A 22,749-nucleotide genomic window follows, 5' to 3' on the forward strand; every position below is an offset into this window, starting at 1 on the left:
ATATTTGAGTAAGCCAGACAGGAGCCAGAAAAAGATATTTATCAGAAAAGTCATGAGCAAGCTAGAGGTTTAAAGACTGAGCGGGTTCCAATTATTTTTATTAATAAATATTTTACACAATTCATACCAGGTAAGCAAGAGGGCTACGCCACTACTACCGAATCATTACCAAATTGCTAAATAGACTCAATAGAGTCATAATAATCATAATCAACTGGATTTATGGCATCAAAACAATGATTAGAGTTGCCGATTATATTGCCCAGACCCTTGTCAATCACGGCCTTCATCATATTTTCTTAGTGACAGGTGGCGGTGCCATGCACCTCAACGATGCCATCGGGCGCTGCCAAGGCTTGAGTTATATTTGTTGTCACCATGAACAAGCCTGTGCCATGGCAGCAGAAGCTTATGCTAGGGTTACTGGCAAGATCGGGTGTATTAATGTCACCACTGGACCGGGGGGTATTAATGCCTTAAATGGAGTTTTTGGGGCTTGGACAGATTCTATTCCTATGCTAATAGTATCGGGACAGGTAAAGCGAGAAACCTGCCTAGCAACCTACAACCTTCCTCGGTTGAGACAACTGGGGGATCAGGAAGCAGATATTGTTAGCATGGTTAAAGGAATTACGAAGTATGCCGTTCTGATTGATGATCCCCAATCGATTCGATTCCATTTAGAAAAAGCTCTACATTTAGCTGTTTCGGGTCGTCCGGGTCCTTGCTGGATTGATGTTCCCATTGACGTACAGGGGAGTAAAATCGATGAAAGTCAATTACAAGGTTACGACCCCTCAGAGGATGGAGAACTATGGGATTTACGGTTAATTCAACAACAATGCCGTGAGGTAATTAGTCGGTTGAAAAACTCTCCCAGACCTGTGATTATGGCAGGCAGCGGTGTGCGAATTGGCGGCGCTGTTGAAATTTTTGAGAAAGTTATCCAAAGGTTGGGAATCCCAGTTACTACGGCTTGGACTCATGATATAATCGCCTCTGATAACCCTTTGTATTGCGGTCGTCCGGGTACAATTGGTGATCGCCCTGGCAATTTTACCGTTCAAAATGCAGAAACTGTACTGATTCTTGGGAGCCGTCTAAATATTCGTCAAGTCAGTTACAATTGGCAGTCTTTTGCTCGCTGTGCTTTTAAGATTCAAGTGGATGCTGATCAAGCGGAATTAGACAAACCGACAATTAAACCTGACCTGCCAATTCATTGTGATGTAAAAGTTTTTCTGGAAGAATTAAACCGCCAATTGGATGAAGATAATTTCGACCCCGAAATTCATTCTGATTGGTTGGCTTGGTGCCAAGAAAGAGTTCAACGTTATCCGATCTTTTTACCCCAAAAACATCAGTCCCAAGAAAATGCTATTAATCCCTATCATTTGATGAACACCTTATTTAAGTGTTTAGATAAGGATGATGTGATTGTCTGTGGTGATGGGATGGCCTGTGTTGTTACTTTTCAGTCAGCAATTATCCAAAAAGGACAAAAATTGTTTTCTAACTCCGGCAGTGCCTCAATGGGGTACGATTTGCCAGCTGCCGTGGGGGCAGCCATCGCTCAACAAGGCAAACGGGTTATCTGTTTTGCTGGAGATGGTAGTCTTCAGATGAATATCCAAGAACTCCAAACCGTCGTCCACCATCAACTTCCCATCAAAATCTTTGTTCTTAATAATGGTGGCTATCTATCGATTAGAGCAACCCAGATTAACTTTTTTGGCAAGTTAGTTGGAGAAAGCTCTCAGAGTGGCGTGTCCTTTCCTGATATTGTTAAAGTTGCTGAAGCTTATGGCATTCCTGCGACAAGAATTAATTCTCCTGATTTTCAGTCTCAACTGATCGAGGTACTTGAGCAACCCGGTCCAGTGGTGTGTGAAATCATGTTAGATACTCAACAGTTATTTGAGCCTAAATTGAGTTCAAGACAACTACCTGATGGCAGAATGGTTTCATCCCCCCTAGAGGATATGGCTCCTTTCTTAGATAGAGAAGAACTCTTGAGCAATTTATTAATTCCACCAGTGGAGAATTAATGATTAGAAAATACCTACGTCGCTGGACAGAATCTTATTATCGATGGATGATTCACTTGTAAGTAATGTATATTCTCAAAAAGACTAAATTGGTTAACCTGATTAAAAAACATAAATTTGTCAGGTTTTTGTTGGTGGGTGTGCTGAATACCCTCTTTGGTTATTTTTCCTTTGCCACTCTCATTCTTATTGGACTGGATTACAAGTTAGCCGCTCTGCTGGCTACCATTCTGGGAGTTTTATTTAACTTTCAAACCACGGGAAGACTGGTTTTTGGTAGCAAAAACAACAAATTGATTTTTCGTTTTGTCTTAGTTTATGTAGTGACTTTCTTGTTGAATGTCGAGGTGCTGAGAATTGTTGATGCTATTGATATTGGCATCGAGCAAAAAACTAAAATGTTAATCGCTGGTGCTATCTTACTGTTACCGATGGCCGTTATCTCTTTTATTTTAATGAAACTATTTGTTTTTAGAGAAGGCTCACAATGAAAAAAATTACTGTAATGACTCCTTGTTATAATGAAGAAGGAAATATTGAAGACCTTTACCTGCGAGTTAAAGAAGTCTTTCATCAGTTACCTAACTATGAGTATGAACATCTTTTTATCGATAACGCTTCCCAAGATAAAACTGTAGATGAATTAAAAAAAATTGCTCAAAAAGACCCTGGTGTAAAAGTCATCGTTAATGCTAGAAATTTCGGTCCGGTTCGTTCTGGTTACTATGGTATTCTTCAGTGTTACGGGGATGCGGTTATTCCTATTGTAGCAGATCTGCAAGACCCTCCCGAATTAATCCTAGAATTTGTCAAGAAGTGGGAAGAAGGCTATAAAGTTGTTAAAGCGGTTAAAGCTCCGATGAAAGAAGGAGCTTTTTTCTATTTTGCTAGACAAATTTTTTATTCTTTAATGGATAATCTTTCAGATATAAAAGTTACTAGAAATTTTACAGGTTTCGGGTTATATGATCGCAAAGTCATCAATGTTCTACGAGAGATTAACGATCCCTATCCCTATTTTAGGGGACTCATTGAAGAGTTGGGTTTTGAAAGTTTCTCTTTTGAATATCAACAGCAACGGCGAAAACGGGGTATAAGTAGTTACAACTTCTATCGATACTATAGCGATGCGATGCTGGGTATTACCAGTCACTCCCAAGTTCCCCTCAGACTGGCCACCATGTTAGGCTTTGCTTTGTCCCTCTTGAGTCTGCTAGTGGCGTTAGGTTATTTAATCGCCAAATTGTTGTTCTGGGATTATTTTCCATTAGGAACTGCACCAATCATGGTCGGACTATTTTTACTCGCTTCGGTGCAACTATTTTTTATCGGCATTATTGGGGAATATATCGGATTAATGCACATGAGAATTTTAAAAAGGCCTTTAGTTGTCGAACGTGAAAGAATCAACTTTGAGTGAGTGAATATATTTGTTATACTAACTTAATCTTGGAGGATAATATAGTATGGTAATGGTTGGAATATAAGTTTTCCTTAAAAGAAAAAATACTTGTAGATTGAACCCTAGAGAGTGAGAAAATGGCAAACAACAAAATTGATTTACGGTGGTGGCTAAGAATACATTGGCTTAATGCACATGAGAATTTTAAAAAGACTTTTAGTGGTCGAACCTGAAAGAATCAACTTTTATTTTTCTCCTTGGCAGTTCATATTAATTTAGAAAATAGAGTATTGTTTTCCAGGGATTAGAAATCTGGCAGAAACCAGCTATCTTAATCGTGAGCTACGAAGTTTTAGTTTTGGGGAGTCGGTGGTCAATCCCAAATTAGTTTATACTTCATCTTTATGAGAAAGGCTGTATCTATAATCACGGTTTTATCCCTAGAAAAGTCCCTGTTTACTTAATAAAGAAAATTTGACAAATTTATATAATAATGCTTGGTAGTGAAGCTTCTCAATAATTGATTCCCCATGACTTGGTTATATAAAACCCCCGGTATTCCCGATGAATTGTTTGAACGTTTGCCCGGGATTCCCTTGAGTAAACGCGAGGTGAGATTATTGATGATTTCTGCTTTGAGGTTAGGTGATGGGGGGGTTTTCTGGGATATCGGGGCAGGAACCGGCACTATTCCCGTTGAAATTGGCTTATTATGCCCTAATAGTCCGATTATTGCCATTGAAAGGGATGAAGAAGTGGCCAGTTTAATCCGCCGTAATTGCGATCGCTTTGGGGTAAAAAATGTTACGGTTTTTGAAGGCAGCGCTCCCGATTGTCTGCCCAATATATCCCTAGCACCCGATCGCGTCTGTATCGAGGGCGGCAAACCGATTAAATCGGTCCTGCAAGAAGTGTGGCAATACCTGAAACCCAACGGCCGCATCGTGGCCACGGCCAATAATTTAGAAACCCTCTATCAATTTTCCGAAGGCTTTTCTAATTTACAGGCGCGTAATATCGAGATTGTCCAAGCGGCAGTAAATCGCCTAGAAACTAGGGGTATTCACCAAGTTTTTGCCGCCGTTGATCCCATGTTCATCCTGAGTGGCGATAAACTTTAATTGGGGATAACCTTCCATAAAGTTTTCTTAATCTATATAATTATGACAATGCCGCCTAATTTCTCTGGATTAACCATGCCTTGGCCACGCATTGTCAGCGCTATTTTTGCTATTGCCTTCGCACTGGGAATTATTATCGTTGGGGGTTGGTATTTCACCCTCGGCATCGGTGTTATCGTCTTTTTGGGACAATTAGAGTATTTTCGCCTAGTTCGCGCCAAAGGCATTGAACCGGCCGCTAAAACCACCCTCGTAGTTTCCCAATTATTACTCCTGACGGCAACAATGGCAGCCCCCCTCACCGATGCCATGTTTCCCCTGGCTGGGGCGTTAATTTGTTTTTATCTGCTCTTTCAGCCCAAAATGGCGACAATTGCCGATATTTCCACCTCAATTCTCGGTCTGTTTTACGGTGGTTACTTACCCAGTTATTGGATTCGTTTACGGGTCGGTTTTTCTCCTGAAAGTAATCCTGTGGCCATTGCCAGTAACTTACCCCTGATGGGATATTGGCCAGAATCGTGGATGGAACCGAAATTATTCCCCGCTGCTTTGACGGTGACTTTTCTAGCTTTCGGTTGCATTTGGGCCGCCGATATCGGAGCCTATATCATGGGAAAATGGTTAGGGAAAACCATTTTATCGCTGATTAGTCCCAAAAAAACGGTGGAAGGTTCCTTTTTTGGCATTTTAGGCAGTATAGCGGTGGCCGATTTGGGTGCTTGGTATTTAGATTGGCCCTATTGGCAGCTGACCGGCTTATTTTTGGGCCTATTAATTGGTATTGTCAGTTTATTGGGTGATTTGACCGAATCGATGATGAAACGCGATGCCGGGGTCAAGGATTCCGGCCAGTTAATCCCCGGTCACGGTGGTATACTCGATCGCACTGATAGTTATGTCTTCACCGCTCCCCTAGTATATTATTTCGTCACTTTACTGCTGCCCTTGTTGCGCTAGTAATTTGTTTCTTCTCCAAGTGCTAAATTAAAGATTAAACCCAAATTTGCGATTATGTCAGCAGTCGTCCATCCCCGGGGTAAAGTTTATCTTCTCGGTGCGGGAATCGGTCAGAGCAGTTTTCTCACCCTGCAAGCGCGAGCAATTTTAGCCACGGCCGAGGTTTTGCTGTACGATGCCCTAGTGGATAGTCAAATCTTCTCCCTAGTGCCGAAAACCTGTGTTTTAGTCGATGTGGGCAAACGGGGGGGACAACCTGGGGCCGAGCAGAATCAGATTAATCGGATACTGGTTAATTATTGTCAAGAGGGAAAACGAGTTATTCGGCTTAAAAGTGGTGATCCGGGAGTTTTTGGGCGAGTATATCCTGAAATGTTAGCCTTAAAGCAGGCTGGCTGTGATTTTGAATTGATAACCGGTATTTCCTCCGCTTTGGCCGCTCCTTTATTGGCTGGAATTCCCCTGACCGAAAAGGATATTAGTCGCTGTTTTGCGGTCTTGAGCGCTCACGATCCTGAGTCTCTCGATTGGTCAGCTTTAGCTAAAATTGATACACTTGTACTACTAATGGCTGGTCAGTCTTTAGGGCAAATTATCGAGAAATTATGCGAAAATGGGCGGAATATTGACGACTCGATCGCTATTATCCGCCAAGCGGGACGCAAGGATCAACAAATTTGGCGCGGCACTTTAGAAAATATTCTCGCTCAAACCGCCGGGGTGTCCCTCTCACCCTCTATTATGGTCATTGGTCAAGTTGTGCATCTGGCGATTATGTCCTCTCCCCCACCCCTAGGCGGTAAAACTATTGTTATTACCCGTGCCGCCGAGCAAACGAGTCAATTTAGCGAAATTTTGCAAAATCAAGGCGCAGAAGTCCTAGAAATGCCCGCTTTAGAGATTCGTCCCCCCAACCGTTGGCAAGGTTTAGACGATGCCATCGCTCAGTTAAAAGAGTTTGATTGGCTGATTTTAACTTCTGCCAATGCTGTTAATTTTTTCTTTGATCGCTTGACATTTTGGGGAAAAGATGCTAGGGCTTTAGCGAACGTAAAAATCGCCGTGGTGGGCAAAAAAACCAGCCAAGTTTTGCACTCACGGGGATTAAAGGCGGATTTCATCCCAGGGGATTTTGTCGCTGATGCTTTGGTAAACGAGTTTCCCGACCCGATTAGGGGGCAAAAATTCCTCTTTCCTCGCGTGGAAACGGGAGGCAGAGACATATTAGTTAAGGAATTAACGGCCAAAGCTGGTCAGGTGACGGAAGTGGCCGCATATTATTCCGGATGTCCCGCGCGCATGGATAGTCAGATCTGGGAAGCGTTTCGAGAGGGAAAAGTCGATATAGTCACCTTTGCTAGTTCCAAAACCGTCCAGAATTTTTATCGGTTATTGCTGCAAGAAACGGCAGAATTATCGGTTAATTCCCTCTTAGAAAAAGTTTGTCTGGCTTCTATCGGTCCGCAAACTTCAAAAACCTGTCAAGAGTTATTTGGTCGTGTTGATATCGAGGCGCGAGAATACACCCTAGAAGGGTTGACTAGCGCTCTAATCGAGTGGAGTAAGACCTGACATCCTCGCCACCGTAAAACAGACGGCGATTCCCAAACCTGACAATAAACAAAGCCATAAAAATCTAGGAATCTCCCCATGAGTAACCCTATTATCATTGAAACTGACTTAAAAGATATTCTCGCTAAACTTGACAATCGGTTAGAGCGAATCGAAACAAAACTAGAAGTATTGCCGAAAATAGAGACCGAAGTTTCCCAACTCAAAGAAGATGTCAGAAACCTGAAGGGAATCGAAACAAAACTAGAAGTATTGCCGAAAATAGAGACCGAAGTTTCCCAACTCAAAGAGGATGTCAGAAACCTGAAGGGAATCGAAACAAAACTAGAAGTATTGCCGAAAATAGAGACCGAAGTTTCCCAACTCAAAGAAGATGTCAAAGACTTGAAAGAAAGGGCAACGGCTCAAATATGGGCTTTGATAGTCACTGTTATCGGTGCAACTGTTGCAGCAATTATCAAATTCGGTTTTCTGACTAAAACTTAAATCATCATCAAAAACTAAGTTGGAACTAGACAAGTTCCAACCAGTAACAAAAAATTGACCTTGAATATTAACGACGGATTGGTGCCATCGCACCGTCGGCAGCAGCACGAAAAGGTTCCACTGCCTCGCTATAATCGATCGGTAAAATAGCCACCACGTTATCATGAGGACGGGGAATAATTACCCAGGTTTCTAAAGCTGCCCCCTCGGTTTTATTGACGGCTTCAATGCCGGCAGCCATAGCGGTTTTTACCTCCTGTACATCCCCACGAATATTGAGGGTAAAACGGGCGCTTCCTGCCCTTAAATAACCAACAATCGTGATCCGTCCTGCTTTTACCATCGCATCGGCGGCCGCTAGAATACCGGGGAAACCTTTGGTCTCGATCGATCCCACCGCGGGTTGGGCTGTCATAAATTAACTCCTAATAACAAAAATCAGATAAGTTTAATTGATAGAATCCAATCTATTTTCCAGTCTTTAACTATAGTCTAGTTTGGGGCTAATCGCTAGGGAAATTAACTGCGAAAACGGTCCGACTTAGGCGTATGCTGCACTGGTAAAACCGCCAGTACATTTTCTGGAGGATTCGGTACGATGTAATGACTGACCACATTACCACCAAAAGCGGTCATCGCCGCCGCTAATCCTGCCTCTACTGCTGGTTTAACCTCGGAAATCGGACCGCGAATCGCCACCAAAAATTCGCCCCTTTCCGCTAGATCGAAATAAACTAGGGTGACTCGTCCCCCTTTAACCATGGCATCCGCCGCCGCTAAAACGGGGGGAAAACCCAACGTTTGAATGACTCCGACCGCCTCGGGCATTTTTCCTGATCTCCTGCGAAAGCAACTTTACATTATACCCCGATCCTGTCTTTATATTTTCTTCTGCAAATCCCCGACCGATCGAGCCTGTTTTTTCTCTAAATACTGTTGATGGGACTGATCGGCCAGATAATAATCTCCTGCGGGTTCGATCAAAGTAACGATATCTTGCTGAAACTTTGCCGATAGTTGTAGTTGACCCTTGGAAGCAGTGGCGATTAACTTTTGTTCCGGGGTGTGATAAAAAATAATCGATCGATATTGTTCTCCCCTGTCCGGTCCTTGGCGATTTAACTGAGTCGGATCATGAATTGACCAAAAAACGGCTAATAACGCCTCGTAGCTTATCTCTTGGGGATTATAGGCAATTTGTGCCACTTCCGCATGACCGGTAATTCGCGATAACACATCGAGATAACTAGGATTGGGGAAATTTCCCCCCATATAACCCACAGAAGTCGCTAAAACCCCCGATAAACGCCGAAATGCGTCCTCAGTTTTCCAAAAACAGCCGGCACCAAAGGTAGCTTTTTCGCCGCTATTCATTTCCCCTCACATCCTTGGCAAATTCCACCACTGCTTTTGTAATTGTCTCGCTTAAATTAGCATAAACTTTGGCAAAAGGGGGAGCTTTTTCGGTTAATCCTAGGATATCCGCCGTTACTAACACCTGACCATCACAATCTTCCCCCGCACCGATACCAATCGTCGGGATAGTCAATTTATCGGTAATAGTAGCGGCTAAATTGGCGGGAATATGTTCCAAAACCAGGGCAAATACTCCCGCTTTCTCCAAGGCTAAAGCTTCCTCGATTAATCTTTGTGCATCCGATGGAGTTTTTCCCTGCTGACGGTATCCTAACCGATGGACTGACTGGGGAGTTAATCCGATATGACCCATAACAGGGATGCCTATCTCGGTTAAACGGCTAATAGTCTCGATCATAGCGGGATAACCTCCCTCTAATTTTACCCCTTGCACTCCCGCTTCCTTTAACATCCTTCCCGCCGAGTTAATTGCCTGACTGACACTTTCCTGATAGCTGAGAAAAGGCAAATCACAGACAACTAAAGCTTGTTTTACCCCGCGAGACACGGCCGCCGCGTGGTGAATCATCGCCTCTAGGGTGATCGGTAAAGTGGTAGGATAGCCCAAAGCGGTCATAGCTAAGGAATCTCCTACCAGGATAATATCAATTCCCGCTTGATCGAGCAGTCGCGCGATCGGATAATCCCAAGCTGTGAGGGTGACAATCGCGCGTTTTTGCTGTTTCCACTCGATTAATTTGCTGGTGGTGACTGCCATTATTTATTCACTGCGGACAGCTTCGAGGATACGGGAAAAATAGAAACGAGTGCTAGTCATACTCGTCCGTTCAATTTTAAAGCCATTTTCGTTGAGAGCGGCGATAATAGTTTTTTCCTTGTGTTGATAAGCGCGAGTGGTTTTACTCGGACCGGGGAAAAATTGACCAATTTTCTTGAGAATGGTTAATAAACAGGTTTTAGGAGCAAAACTGAGGATTAAACGGGATTGAGCTAGGGATCCCAGGTGTTTAATCATGCCTAAGGCTTCTTCTGTGGGATAGTGAATGAGAACATCAAGACAGATGACCGTGTGATATTGGCCGGTTAATGCTTCTAAATCTTGAACGGTAAAGGTGAGTTTACCAGTATCTGCTAACTCTTTGGCCGCTCTTTCCTTAGCTTCTGTCACCATTTTCTCAGAAATATCACTGGCGAAAATAGTTGCGCCCGCTTTAGCGAGGGGAATACTAAGACTACCGACTCCACAACCAGCATCACAGATTGAGAGATTAGGCAAATTGTCATCACTTTCTAACCAACCGATAACGGTATCGAGCGTCTGTTGATGACCGATGCGAATATCTTTTTGTACTTTGTTAACTTCGCCATCCCCATAAATCCGGCGCCAGCGATCGAATCCTGTGGCGTTAAAATAGTCCTTGACTATGGCTTTATCGTCTAATGTGTTGGTCATAACGAAATCTAAACGAGCGGAGATGGTTATTAGTTTATCGTACCGTGAAAGCTCTCAACCGTTGCCGCTGATAGCTGACTCCTGACTGCTAAGGAGAGGACCGGGAGCGATTGCAACTCTGTGGAAAAGCTTAATTTGTTTTCCGCTTCACCGTTAGTTAACCTAAAGTGAATATCATGTAATCGTCCCAAGATCGATTAGTAAGGGTTCCATGTCAATTATTACCCATAGAACTAAGATCGTAGCCACGATCGGCCCTGCCAGTAATTCGCCGGAAGTCCTCAAGGAGATGATCGGTGCGGGGATGAATGTAGCGCGGCTAAACTTTTCCCACGGTAGCTACGAGGATCATGCGAGAGTTGTTAGCCTTTTACGGCAAATTTCTCAAGAATTAGACAATCCTATCACTCTCTTGCAAGATTTACAAGGGCCAAAAATTCGCGTTGGTAATCTCCCCAATGGTTCGATTACCATCAACGACGGCGATTATCTCACCCTTGTCCCCATGGATGAGTATCGGGGAGAAGCGAACACCGTTTCGATCGATTATCCCTATCTGGCCGAGGAAGCCAAGTTAGGTGAGCAAATTCTCCTTGATGATGGCTTATTAGAGCTAAAAATCGTTGAAATTAACGGAAAAAACCTAAAATGTCAAGTGTTGGAAGGAGGGATTCTCAAGAGTCGCAAGGGAGTTAATCTACCCCGTCTCAATTTGCGCTTACCTTCCATGACCGAAAAAGACAAACAAGACCTAGAATTTGGTCTTTCTCAGGGGGTTGATTGGGTTTCCCTCAGTTTTGTTCGTAAAGGAGAAGATATCAAGGCAATTAAGGCATTTTTAGCCGAGAGAAATCATGGGGATGTGCCAGTAATGGCTAAAATTGAAAAACCGCAAGCGATCGAAAATTTAGAGTCAATTGTCGAGGAATGTGACGGAATTATGGTGGCCCGGGGCGATTTGGGGGTAGAATTAAGTCCCGAAAAAGTCCCCATGTTGCAAAAACGCATTATCAAACTCTGCAACATGAAAACTATTCCCGTCATCACTGCCACCCAGATGCTAGAAAGCATGATTCACAATCCCCGACCGACTCGGGCCGAGGCCAGTGATGTGGCCAATGCGATTATCGATGGAACCGATGCGGTGATGTTATCGGGGGAATCAGCAGTGGGAGATTTTCCCGTCAAAGCGGTGGCTATGTTGGCCAAAATCGCCCATGATGTGGAAGCGGATGTGAAGTTTGATAATGCTCCCCCCAATCAGTCCGATGAAACTCATGCTCTCAGTGAGGCTTTAGTGGCGATCGATCAAACCCTTGATCTCCGTTATATTGTTACTTTTACCACGTCTGGCTACACTTCGCTACTGGCTTCTAAGGAACGTCCCTCGGTTCCTGTGATTGCCATGACTCCCAACAAACGCGTCTATCACCGTCTCAACCTAGTCTGGGGTGTGATCCCGATTCTTCTTGATCATCAGGTGTCTGTCTTTGAGGATGTGTTAAAGCAAACGGAATCAATTCTGCTTCAGAAAAATCTAGCGCAATCGGGCGATAAAATCCTGATTATGGCGGGAATTCCCATGCAGAAAACTAAAGGCACTAATTTCCTCAAAATTCACACCATTTCGTAAGTTCTAGGATTCAGGGGTCAGTATTCTCCGAGACAGTATTCTCCGAGACAGTATTCTCCGAGTCAGGAGTCAGCTTTTTTCTCCCCACACCCCCACTTCCCCACTCCCCCATCTCCCCACTTCCCCATTCCCCACTTCCCCACTTCCCCAAGAAAAACTTTTTGCCGCAAACCCTAGATACAGATTTTGGGCGGTGGATTGGTTGTGATAGAAATATAAATATCGATCGCTTGCTGTCAATCTTGATGAAAAGACGATATTTTCTGGCTTTTATCGGCTCAATTGCCCTTAGTTGCTTATTATCTCTGGGTATAAACCTTTTTTCCTCTACTATCGCCACCGTCCAAACCCAGACAATTCTAGTTTCTGCCGCCGCTAGTCTCAAAGATGCCCTAGAAGAAATCAAGCCGGGGTTTGAAAAAGCCCATGGCAACATTAAAGTTAACTATAACTTCGCTGCGTCGGGAGCTTTGCAACAGCAAATTACACAAGGTGCGCCGGCCGATGTTTTCGTCTCGGCCGCGACTAAGCAAATGGACGCTTTAGCAAAAGCTGGTTTAATCGATAGAAGTACCAGAAGAAAGCTGCTCACTAATCGCCTAGTTTTAATCGTTCCCAAGAATTCCACCCTAAAAATCAGTGATTTTCGTTCCTTGACTAACAGTAATGTCCAAAGAATTGCCGTGGGTGAACCGCGCAGCGTTCCCGTCGGTCAGTACAGCGAAGAAGTTCTGAAAAATCTCGGCATTTTAGAGCAAATAAGACCAAAACTGGTCTTTGCCAACTCCGTCCGTAATGTTCTCGCCGCCGTAGAAACTGGTAACGCCGATGCTGGCATTGTTTACATCACCGATGCCAAAATTTCCGACCAAGTAAAAGTAGTGGCTACGGCTGCCAATAATCTCCATTCTCCGATTATTTACCCGATAGCTGTGATAAAAGCCAGTAAAAACCCGCAAGCTGCCAAGACTTTCGCCCAATATCTCACCGGCGCAGCCGCTAAAAACATTTTTGAAAAATTCGGCTTCGGAATAGCCAGATAATTTAGGGGAAGTGGGGAAGTGGGGAAGTGGAGAAGTGGAGAAGTGGAGAAGTGGGGAAGTGGGGTAGTGGGGAAGTGGGGTAGTGGGGAAGTGGGGAATTTCAACTAAAACCCCAACACCCCAACACTCCAACACCCCAACACTCCAAGACCCCAAAACCCCAAAACCCCAAAACCCCAAAACCCAACCCCTGACCCCTGAAAAATGCCCGACTTTTCCCCCCTATGGATATCCCTAAAAACCGCCACCATTGCCCTGATAATCATCTTTTTTCTCGGTATTGCCGCCGCTTATTGGATGTTAGGCTATCGCGGACGGTGGAAATCCCTAATCGAGGGAGTTTTCGTCGCACCCTTAATCTTGCCCCCGACGGTGGTAGGCTTCATTTTACTGCTCCTATTCGGCAAAAACGGACCCTTAGGACAGTTATTAGACTTATTTAACTTTCGCGTCGTTTTTACTTGGTATGCCGCCGTTATCACCGCGACGGTGGTGGCTTTTCCCCTGATGTACAAAACCACCCTCGGCGCTTTTGAACAGGTGGATGCCAATCTTTTACAGGTTGCCCGCACCCTAGGGGCATCGGAAGGGAAAATATTCTGGCGCGTACTTTTGCCCCTCTCCTTCCCCGGAGTATTAGCGGGATTAACCCTAGCTTTTGCCCGCGCTTTGGGGGAATTTGGGGCGACTTTGATGTTAGCGGGTAATATTCCGGGGCAAACTCAAACTATCCCGATGGCGATTTTCTTCGCTGTGGAAGCAGGAGCGATGACCGAGGCTTGGATATGGGTGTTTATTATCATTTTAATCTCCCTATCGGGGATTATCGCCGTTAATCTCTGGCAAAGTCAACGTAAACAGCAATTAGGACGACCGGGAGAAAGCAAACCTAACGAGATGGAGGACTGGCTGCCACCCTGGGAGGGTCGCGATTTTGCCCTTTTAGCAGCTGAAAATCAGCATTATAAAGATAAAATAGGCTTATTTGTCGATATAGAGAAATGTTTACCCGGTTTTAACCTCTCGGTCACTTTTAACTGCCAAAATCAGCCCCTAGGACTATTAGGGGCTTCGGGGTCGGGAAAAAGCCTGATTTTGCGATCGCTGGCTGGTGTGGAAACGCCCTCAAGGGGTCGTATTGTCTTAAATGGGCGCATTCTCTTCGACTCCGAAAAGGGAATTAATCTCCCCAGTCGTCAGCGTCGTATCGGTTTTGTGGTGCAGAATTATGCCCTTTTTCCCCATCTCACCGTGGCAGAAAATATCGCTTTTGGTCTCTCGCAAAAGTTACCCACAAAAATTATCCGTCAGCAGATTGCCACTCAATTAGAATTAGTGCAGTTACCCGGCATGGAAAACCGTTATCCCCATCAATTATCGGGGGGACAACAGCAACGGGTCGCCATCGCTCGCGCTTTAGCTAGTCGTCCGGAAGCTTTATTATTAGATGAGCCTTTTTCTGCCCTTGATACCCATCTACGCGCTCAATTAGAACGTCAGATGATCAAAACTTTAAGTAATTACGATGGCGTGACAATTTTTGTTACCCACAATATGGATGAAGCCTATCGAATATGTGAGAATTTATTAGTTATGGAAAAAGGGCGGGCAATTGCTAATAATTCTAAACAGAAAATTTTTGAGCGACCAGATAGCGTTAGTTTGGCAAAAATTACGGGCTGTAAGAATTTTTCCCGTGCTATAATCATTAATAATCAACAATTGGAGGCCATTGATTGGGATGTTAAATTACACACCGTCCCCAGAATTCCCGACTATTTAGCCTATACGGGAATTCGCGCCCATCAAATTATTTTTGGTCGAGATTTAGGCGATATTAATACTTTTACCTGTTGGTTAGCTAATGCCATTGAAGGACCCCATCGGGTGACTCTCTATCTGAAACTTAATCAACCCTCCAACCACGACCGCGATTTTCATATCCAAGCAGAGTTATATAAGGATAAATGGTTAGAAATTAAGGAGCAAGCTTTGCCTTGGACTGTTACTTTATCTCCCCAGCGTTTATTATTATTAAAGTAATGGGTTAATTTTTCTCAAGTGCTGACAGATATAGAGCTTCTAAAATCCCAGACCATCCCGTTAAATACCCGCTCGTGTCATTAGTTAGTAAAAATGTTCTATATAGAGTTATAAAATCATGGCTAAAAAGGAATCTTGTGATTGGATAATGCGAGTGGATTTACACTTACCCACTCCTGATGAAATGCCGGATGAAATGTTAGAAATAGCAGCAGCAATTGCGTGGGTTAATTACCGAGTGGAGGGGCCAGGTTGTCTGTGGCTGATGGTCAATTCCTGCTGTGAACCTAAATTTATGTATCTGCCAGATATCAAGTTAAGACGAATTGCCGAAAGAGCGCATCCAGAGGTGGATATTTACGATCCAATTAACGAACTCCTGCTGTTAGTTAGTCCCAATTGGGAAATATTTTCAGGGGAATTAGTGGGAGATAATGAAACACATTTTTATTACCGAATTAACGTCAAAAAACGAGTAGGAAAATCCTGTGAAGATTGCTGGGAGGTTTGGGGAGAAAAGTTAGGAGAAGTTGGTCGAGAAGGAATGGTAAAAGTAGTGGAAGATGTCTAAAGTGTCGATTGAGTAATTGATTGCTCACCACAGAGACCCAGAGGATACAGAGTTTTTTAAGTAATTTTTCTGATTAATGAAATAGTGTTATATTGGTAGTTAGGATATGGGAAAAAGGCAAGGAAGCGGTTCGGATTTTGTGCTGTCCTTTGGGTGCGGGGTAAAAAATTAGAAGAAAAAGCCCGCAACCCCCTCAGAGGTATTTTAGAGGGCTACATTCCGCACTTCAGAAGGAGGTTCAAGTTATTGAAATAGTTTCAAAAGCCAACAAAAAAAATCAGTTGTATGGTGCGGAGTTAATCGTAGCTGATAGATGGTTCCCCAGTAGCAAAATCTGTTCCAATTGTGGATACAAAAAAGAGTCTCTATCTTTATCCGAAAGAGTTTTTGATTGTGAACAATGCTCTTTTGTTTGTGATAGAGACTTGAACGCTAGTCTCAATCTAGCTTCTTTGGCGGTGAGTTCCACCGTGTCAGCCTGGGGAGTAGATAGTGCCGACACTGCTACCTTGAAGCAGGAAATTAGCTTCAAATTTGCTCATGAGTAGATTTGAGTAAGTTTAATAGAACGGCAAACTTTGAGCAGGTATGACTGAATAGGCCGCAAGCTTGTTAGAGTATTGAGAGTAATTTTGAGCGAGCGATGATACTACAGCCTTTTCTTTCTTCCGCTTGGAGTTTTAACATTCCCCTGTTAGCCTCGGCAGCTACAGCCGAAACTGCCGATAGTGCCTTAGTTTTAGCCTGCGTGCTGCTGAGTTTGACCGTTATTTATTTCGCCTGTAAACTGGGGGGAGAAATATGCGTGCGATTCAACTTGCCTCCCGTGTTAGGAGAATTAGTCGGTGGCGTGATTATCGGGGTTTCTGCCCTAAAATTACTGGTTTTTCCAGAAGGAGGAGCGGGATTCGAGGATTCTCTCCTAATTCACTTCCTACAATCCACTTCCCCCCTCACCCCGGAGCAATCTCCCGCCGTTTTTAGTGCTGCCAGTGAGGTGATTTCCGTCCTCTCGGAATTGGGGGTAATTATCCTGCTGTTCGAGATCGGTTTAGAGTCAGACTTGCAGGAATTAATTCGCGTCGGTCCGCAGGCAGCCGTCGTCGCAGTGGTGGGAGTTGCGGTTCCCTTTTTGGTGGGTACTTTGGGTTTAATCTATATCTTTCATCTGGCCACCATTCCCGCCATTTTTGCCGGGGCAGCTCTAACCGCTACCAGTATCGGCATTACCGCCAAGGTTTTAGCAGAAATAGGGCAGTTATCGGCGAAAGAAGGTCAAATTATCATCGGGGCAGCGGTTCTCGATGATATTCTCGGTATTATCATCCTCGCTGTCGTTGCTTCTTTGGTGAAGACCGGAGAAGTGCAGATTAGCAAAGTAATTTATCTAGTGATTAGTTCCAGCGCTTTTGTGGTGGGTGCGATCCTGATCGGTCGTTTTTTAAGCCCCTTTTACGTTCAATTAGTTAATAGCATGAAAACTAGGGGACAATTGCTCTTAGTTTCCCTGATTTTCGCCTTTATTCTTGCCTATATTGCCCAAGTTATCCAATTAGAAGCGATTCTCGGTTCCTTTGCCGCGGGCCTGGTCCTCGGGGAAACGGAAAAGCGATCGGAATTGGCAGAACAAGTGTTCCCGATCGCCGATTTATTTGTACCGATATTTTTCGTCTGTGTGGGGGCAAAAACCGATTTAAGTGTCCTTAATCCCGCTATTCCCACTAATCGAGAAGGATTAGTCTTGGCCGCTTTCCTAATTGTCGTCGCTATTTTGGGTAAAGTGGTAACGGGGTTAGCCGTTTTCAGTCAGGAAAAACTCAATCGCTTGGCGATCGGAGTTGGCATGATTCCCCGGGGTGAAGTGGGTTTAGTCTTTGCCGGAGTCGGGGCTGCTAGTGGCGCTTTATCCCCCGCTGCCGATGCGGCCATTATTATGATGGTGATCTTGACTACCTTTATCGCTCCGCCCCTGTTAAGGTTAGTATTTAAAGAACCTACCGCCAGCCCTCAATCAGTGAGCAGTGAGCAGTGAGTTAGGAGCTAGAGGATAGGGAGATAGGGAGATAGGGTAATTTCAACTAAAACCCCAAAACCCCAACACCCCAACAACCAATCCCTGATCACTGATCAGAAACATAGCAGACCATGCCAACGTCCCATAAGCTTGTTTTTATTGATAGTCATTCTCAGAGCATTAACGGAGCTATGGATGGTCAAAAATCGACAAAATTGTCCATTTTTACCGAAAAAAGGTAATTGATAACTGAGCAACGGGAGCATCGATCGTGAGATTTCATTGGTTATTCCTAAGCGCATTAACTTGGTTGCTGGTGGCGGCCCCTGCTTGGGCCGGCAAGCTCGTCTTTTGGCGATTCGACACCAATGAGAATCGTCTGGTGTTCACCACCGACAATCGAGTGCAACCGCGAGCGCAAATGATCACTAACCCCACCAGGATCGTGATCGATCTGCCCGGGATCAAGTTAGGGCAACCCAATATTAACCGGCCCATTGGCAATATCGTCAGAAGTGTCCGTATTGGTCAATTTGATGCGGAAACTACCCGTTTAGTGATTGAATTGGCCCCAGGCTACACCTTTGATCCTCAACAGGTAAAAATTCGCGGAATTTCGCCCACCCAATGGACAGTGGAATTGCCAGAACCCCAACCAATTAGGGAGGAAACGCAACCACCCGTCACCCCTGACCCCACACCTCCCCCCGATCGCGGTTCCACCCGTCCCACTCCCCCACCTCCAGTTAGCCGGACGGACAACAACGATGATTTTCAGGTCACTCGCAATGGTCTTTTTGTCCGTTTAGAGCAGAATGGTGATGAGCGATCGATCCGCAGTCAACGCAGCCGGGACGGCAAAAAAATCGAATTTGAATTACCCGGTGCCACTTTACCCAGCAGTCTCACTGGTCAAACTATCCCCGTCAATCGCTATGGGGTCGGCGATATTCAATTCAGTCAGACCGCCAATCAACGAGCTAAGATTTCCCTAAGTGTTAATAGAGATAGTCCTGATTGGCAAGCTCTCTATAGTCGTTTTGGGGGCTTGGTTTTACTGCCTAGGGGTGGTCTGGGTGCCGTGGATAATATCTCCTCTCCCCCCCCCACTAGCGCCACTAATCCCACTCCCCGTCCCAATAATCCCCCTGCGAAAACTGCCAATAATCCCCCTTCTAGCAATCGTTTGGCCACGATCTCCTCGATCGATCTGGCGGGTAATAACGATCGCCTGTTAATTCGCGCGGATTTACCCCTAAAAGCTAACGGCAGTGTTAACCGGGATGGTGTCTATGAACTAAGCATCGAAAATGCTAAGTTAGCCGAGTCTTTTCGCGGTCCGCGCTTTGGTCGCTCTAGTCCCATCTATCAATTGCGGGTACGTCAGGAAAGCGCCAATAAGGTGCTGATTTTGGTACAGACCGCAGCAGGGTTTCAACTGGGACAATTAACTCAATCGGACAGTCAAACCCTAGCCCTAGAATTGCTTTCCTCCCGCAATTCTAGCCCCCTTTCTCAGGTTCCTGACTCCACTACTATCCCTGTTCCTTTACCCCCCAATACGGGGCAATTTAACCCACCACCGCGCTCCTCTAACCCCACTCCTAATCCCCCCCGACAAGGCAATAGCCGCTTTCTAGTGGTGATCGATCCGGGCCACGGTGGTAAGGACCCGGGGGCGATCGGAATTGGTGGCCTTCAGGAAAAAAACGTAATTCTGCCCATTTCCCTAGAAGTTACCCGCATTCTGCAACAACAGGGCATCGATGTGCGTCTAACTAGAGATAGCGACTTTTTTGTCACCCTGCAAGGTCGCACGGATCTGGCTAACCAGATCGATGCCGATCTGTTTGTCAGTATCCACGCTAACTCTATGGGGAAAGGACGACCAGATGTCAACGGATTGGAAGTTTATTACTTTGGCGATCGCCGTTTGTCGGACACCATCCATCGCAATATTGTCCGCAGTGTCGATCTGCCCGATCGGGGGGTGCGTCGGGCCCGTTTCTATGTGCTGAGAACCTCGAAAATGCCCTCTACCCTCGTGGAAGTGGGTTTCGTTACCGGCGCTGAGGATGCTGCTAAATTAGCCAATGTCAACTTTCAACGACAAATGGCGGCGGCGATCGCAAGGGGAATTATTGAATATATTCAACGAAATCTCCGTTAATGATTAAATGATTGGAGCATTAGTTTACTGATCAAAAAATCCGTGTTTTAATATCATCAAATAAAGCTATTTTAGATCAGCGTTTTCCTCGATATCTATGAGAGAATCACAACTTAGTCCGATTGGTGTGTTTGATAGTGGTGTGGGTGGACTGACCGTTTTAAGGGAGTTGTATCGACAACTGCCCCAAGAATCAATTCTCTATTTCGCCGATACCGCTAGACTTCCCTACGGAACTCGTTCTAAAGGGGAAATTATCGAATTTGTCCGGGAAATTCTCACTTGGATGAGCGAGCGCCGGGTGAAAATGGTGATTATGGCCTGTAATACCAGTTCCGCCTTGGCTTTAGAAGAAGTACAGGCCGAATTTAAAGATTTACCAATTTTGGGGGTAATATTACCCGGTGCCAAAACTGCCGTTCAAAAAGGAAAGCGCATTGGGGTGATTTCTACCCCAGCTACGGCTAAAAGTAATGCCTATAAACAAGCCATTCAAGAAATCGATCCTACTGCCCAAGTTTGGCAAATTCCCTGTCCTGAATTTGTCCCTTTGATCGAGGCTAACCGCATTTTTGACCCCTACACCACACAAGTGGCTAGGGAATATCTTCAGCCTTTACTGGCAGAAAATATTGATACTCTGGTCTATGGTTGTACCCATTATCGCCATCTTTCCCCGGTTTTGCGTCGTCTTTTACCTAGTTCCGTGCGATTGGTAGATCCCGCCGCTGCCGTTGTCCGAGCGGCGGAAAAAGAACTAGAATTATTAGGTCTAAAAAATCCCGAAACACCCCTACCTACCAACTTCGCAGTTAGCGGTGATCCTGACACTTTTGCTCGTTTATCTCGTCAATGGCTCGGTTTTTCTCCCGGGGTAGAAAAGGTTTATTTGCAATGTCGGGTGAAGACCCTCGGTTTTACCGATGGGATGAAACAAAGGCCAGTATAGAACAGCGAACCACAGCTAAAAATAAGTGTCTAGTCTCAAGAGCGAAATCTCGAATGACTTCTGACATTGTTAATGGCATTCTAGTTGCGTATTCCGAAGTGCGCTTGCTCTTCTTTTGGGGTCGTTAGCCTTGGCAGTCTTTTTTCCTTTAAAGGTCTTGAAGGACTCACGAAAAATAGCTACCATATAAGTATAGCGGCTAGGGTAAACAACCGCTTGAAAAACCCATGTAGTCTAATCACTATGCTATCTGCACCTTGACAATCAAAGATATGGGGTTCTACCTAATGTTCTAGTTTCTACCTGTAGGTAGGTAAAATCTTTGCAGGAACTAGACAAAGCAGTATTTGAAGCTAACACTTCAATTAAAGCAAATTTTGTAGAAATACAACTAGGGTGGGGCGCACCCAAAGTTAACGCTTGAGGAGAGAACCACCTCTGGGTTGAGAATCGCAAGGTACTTAGTCTAAGTGGACTCGGTGAATCAAGAATCCCTCCCATGAGCGCGACGGGAGCGTCAATTGCCTGTCCCCGTTTTATAGCCGTCAGCCTTTTTCAGTGAACAGTAATCAGTGAGCAGTAATCAGTGAAAAGACAGTAGGAAACTGCTATTTACAGCCTTTCTCGTCAAGGTGAAGCACAGACACTAATACTTGCTAATCAACTATTTCAGCGGCAAGAACGAACCTCATGTATTTGAGAAACGCTGTAATACTGCTCACTTAAAACTCAAATCTGATCAACTGATCACTGATTAGGAGTTGATTTTAGCTTTTTTGGCGATCGCTAGTAAGAGGTAGATCACCAGTAAATACACCATTGGTAACACTAAGGTCATGGTAGGCATTGTTTGATTAGGGAGGAGAGAAGATAGTTAAAATTAGGTACGGTTTGCTGAATAAATCTAAAAACCTTGTTGGATAAGGCTGTTAGACTTTTTTGACCTCAAAAAGTGCCGACCCTTGCAGTGATTGGGGGGAAAATTCCGGGACTTTTTCCCTGAAAATTAGGTAATTGACCACCTGAAAATGGGTAAAACCCCACACCCCACACCCTGCCACCAGGAAAAACCTTTTCAGCAAACCCTAGGTAGGCTCGATCTTTCCCCATTGATCATTGAATGACTAGCGACGAGAAAACAAGCTAAATCTGCCAACAGATCGAGCTTATCCGTCAGTCACTCTACCAAGGGACAGAGATCGAGTTGGACAGGTAATCGTCTTCAACTCCATTCTTCGCACCAGAAACCGACGAAAAAAAATTCCTCATCTTAACAATTCCTAGGTGAGAACTGGGGGTTAATTTCTTGCAACTGCCACTATCAACTTAACATAAGTTGTCAAGGACTGGGAAAAAATTTTTTTAGCTCGATCGAAAGGAGAATAATCAAGATTTTGCGAAGAAGATTGTCGTCGTAATCATCCGAAATCCTGTTTAAAAGGTAATAAAATACTGGGAAGTGGGGAGTGGGAAGTGGGAAGTGGGTTTTTAAAGTTAGATTGGCAGTTAATCGTACTATTAAAAACGGCTCTGGTATCAAAAAGTCTCAGGGAATTATCCTACAGTTGGGAGAGTAGTTTCCGAGCATCGGCGATGATTTTATCACCCCAGAGATTTTTTTGCCGGGTTTCAACCTGAGAAAATTCAGGGTCGATTTTAAGCGCGCTTTTAGCGAGTTCGATCGCTTTCCCCGTATTGCCTTGACGGTAGAGAGTAACAGCGAGAGCCAGTTGATTTTCGGCAGATTGGGGGTTAATTTCGAGACTGGTGGTGATTCGGTAGTAGTGATGGCGGCTTAATCCTTTGCTTTGCTGTGCATTGTAGTCATGGATAAAATACCAAAGGGCTCCCCAACGTGATTCTCCATTTTTTTAGAGAAAGATAGACTCTCTCTCACCAGCCGAGAA

General features: G+C 44.7%; 20 protein-coding genes and 1 pseudogene. 15 read left to right on the forward strand and 6 right to left on the reverse strand.

Annotated features, from left to right (window positions below; all coding sequences use genetic code 11):
* The first annotated feature begins 236 nt into the window (after positions 1–236).
* The 7 genes from IM515_RS15390 to IM515_RS15420 all read left to right on the forward strand — a co-directional run bounded on the left by IM515_RS15390 (position 237) and on the right by IM515_RS15420 (position 7,589).
* Positions 237–2,048, forward strand: coding sequence for a thiamine pyrophosphate-binding protein (locus IM515_RS15390; RefSeq protein WP_287629584.1), 1,812 nt, complete (start codon positions 237–239; stop codon positions 2,046–2,048).
* Positions 2,049–2,113: 65 nt separating this feature from the next.
* Positions 2,114–2,539 (forward strand): GtrA family protein, encoded by a 426-nt coding sequence (locus IM515_RS15395; protein WP_287629585.1) that lies wholly within the window; start codon positions 2,114–2,116, stop codon positions 2,537–2,539.
* Complete coding sequence (locus IM515_RS15400) at positions 2,536–3,468, forward strand: glycosyltransferase family 2 protein (protein WP_287629586.1); 933 nt, start codon at positions 2,536–2,538, stop codon at positions 3,466–3,468. The genes IM515_RS15395 and IM515_RS15400 overlap by 4 nt, the downstream gene beginning before the upstream one ends.
* Before the next feature lie 512 nt (positions 3,469–3,980).
* On the forward strand, positions 3,981–4,571 hold the full coding sequence (gene cbiT, locus IM515_RS15405) for a precorrin-6Y C5,15-methyltransferase subunit CbiT (RefSeq protein ID WP_002732225.1): 591 nt from the start codon (positions 3,981–3,983) through the stop codon (positions 4,569–4,571).
* Positions 4,572–4,613: 42 nt separating this feature from the next.
* Positions 4,614–5,531 carry a phosphatidate cytidylyltransferase gene (locus IM515_RS15410; protein ID WP_287629587.1) on the forward strand — a complete coding sequence of 306 codons (918 nt, stop codon included), beginning with the start codon at positions 4,614–4,616 and terminating at the stop codon, positions 5,529–5,531.
* A gap of 54 nt (positions 5,532–5,585) precedes the next feature.
* Positions 5,586–7,103, forward strand: coding sequence for a uroporphyrinogen-III C-methyltransferase (gene cobA, locus IM515_RS15415; protein ID WP_287629589.1), 1,518 nt, complete (start codon positions 5,586–5,588; stop codon positions 7,101–7,103).
* Positions 7,104–7,181: 78 nt separating this feature from the next.
* Entirely contained in the window at positions 7,182–7,589 is a 408-nt protein-coding gene (locus IM515_RS15420; RefSeq protein WP_287629591.1) for a 14-3-3 family protein, read from the forward strand.
* A 67-nt stretch (positions 7,590–7,656) separates the two neighbouring features.
* Here the strand turns inward: IM515_RS15420 and IM515_RS15425 are convergent, their stop codons facing one another.
* From IM515_RS15425 to bchM, 5 genes are all read right to left on the reverse strand, one after another.
* Positions 7,657–8,004, reverse strand: a complete 348-nt coding sequence (locus IM515_RS15425; RefSeq protein WP_002733188.1) for a carbon dioxide-concentrating mechanism protein CcmK — start codon at positions 8,002–8,004, stop codon at positions 7,657–7,659.
* A 104-nt stretch (positions 8,005–8,108) separates the two neighbouring features.
* The gene (locus IM515_RS15430) at positions 8,109–8,417 is read right to left on the reverse strand and encodes a carbon dioxide-concentrating mechanism protein CcmK (RefSeq protein ID WP_002732196.1); all 309 of its coding nucleotides are present in this window, start codon (positions 8,415–8,417) and stop codon (positions 8,109–8,111) included.
* A gap of 51 nt (positions 8,418–8,468) precedes the next feature.
* Entirely contained in the window at positions 8,469–8,963 is a 495-nt protein-coding gene (gene msrA / locus IM515_RS15435) for a peptide-methionine (S)-S-oxide reductase MsrA (protein ID WP_287629592.1), read from the reverse strand.
* Positions 8,956–9,723 carry a 3-methyl-2-oxobutanoate hydroxymethyltransferase gene (gene panB / locus IM515_RS15440; protein WP_287629594.1) on the reverse strand — a complete coding sequence of 256 codons (768 nt, stop codon included), beginning with the start codon at positions 9,721–9,723 and terminating at the stop codon, positions 8,956–8,958. The genes msrA and panB overlap by 8 nt, the downstream gene beginning before the upstream one ends.
* 3 nt (positions 9,724–9,726) lie before the next feature.
* Positions 9,727–10,419 (reverse strand): magnesium protoporphyrin IX methyltransferase, encoded by a 693-nt coding sequence (gene bchM / locus IM515_RS15445; protein WP_150975204.1) that lies wholly within the window; start codon positions 10,417–10,419, stop codon positions 9,727–9,729.
* 211 nt (positions 10,420–10,630) lie between these two features.
* Here bchM and pyk point away from each other — a divergent pair, with 211 nt between their 5' ends.
* Positions 10,631–12,052: a pyruvate kinase gene (pyk, locus tag IM515_RS15450; RefSeq protein ID WP_287629597.1), complete on the forward strand. Its 1,422-nt coding sequence runs from the start codon at positions 10,631–10,633 to the stop codon at positions 12,050–12,052.
* A gap of 10 nt (positions 12,053–12,062) precedes the next feature.
* Here the strand turns inward: pyk and IM515_RS15455 are convergent, their stop codons facing one another.
* Complete coding sequence (locus IM515_RS15455) at positions 12,063–12,203, reverse strand: hypothetical protein (protein WP_287633390.1); 141 nt, start codon at positions 12,201–12,203, stop codon at positions 12,063–12,065.
* A 94-nt stretch (positions 12,204–12,297) separates the two neighbouring features.
* On the opposite strand from IM515_RS15455, the gene modA reads away from it, so the two are divergent.
* From modA to murI, 7 genes and pseudogenes are all read left to right on the forward strand, one after another.
* Positions 12,298–13,095, forward strand: coding sequence for a molybdate ABC transporter substrate-binding protein (gene modA, locus IM515_RS15460; protein WP_287629603.1), 798 nt, complete (start codon positions 12,298–12,300; stop codon positions 13,093–13,095).
* 204 nt (positions 13,096–13,299) lie between these two features.
* Entirely contained in the window at positions 13,300–15,138 is a 1,839-nt protein-coding gene (gene modB / locus IM515_RS15465; protein WP_287629598.1) for a molybdate ABC transporter permease subunit, read from the forward strand.
* Between the two features lie 118 nt (positions 15,139–15,256).
* A complete protein-coding gene (locus IM515_RS15470; RefSeq protein ID WP_190721800.1) occupies positions 15,257–15,709 on the forward strand; it encodes a hypothetical protein in 453 nt (150 codons plus the stop codon).
* 272 nt (positions 15,710–15,981) lie between these two features.
* Positions 15,982–16,257, forward strand: a pseudogene (locus IM515_RS15475) (zinc ribbon domain-containing protein); the annotation flags it as partial.
* Between the two features lie 95 nt (positions 16,258–16,352).
* Positions 16,353–17,741, forward strand: coding sequence for a cation:proton antiporter (locus IM515_RS15480; RefSeq protein ID WP_190721798.1), 1,389 nt, complete (start codon positions 16,353–16,355; stop codon positions 17,739–17,741).
* Between the two features lie 253 nt (positions 17,742–17,994).
* Positions 17,995–19,893 (forward strand): N-acetylmuramoyl-L-alanine amidase, encoded by a 1,899-nt coding sequence (locus IM515_RS15485; RefSeq protein ID WP_287629601.1) that lies wholly within the window; start codon positions 17,995–17,997, stop codon positions 19,891–19,893.
* Positions 19,894–19,990: 97 nt separating this feature from the next.
* Positions 19,991–20,842, forward strand: a complete 852-nt coding sequence (murI, locus tag IM515_RS15490; RefSeq protein ID WP_002771204.1) for a glutamate racemase — start codon at positions 19,991–19,993, stop codon at positions 20,840–20,842.
* Positions 20,843–22,749 lie beyond the last annotated feature (1,907 nt).

Origin of the sequence: Microcystis sp. M44BS1 (assembly GCF_020244875.1) — a bacterium.
Lineage (GTDB): Bacteria > Cyanobacteriota > Cyanobacteriia > Cyanobacteriales > Microcystaceae > Microcystis > Microcystis panniformis.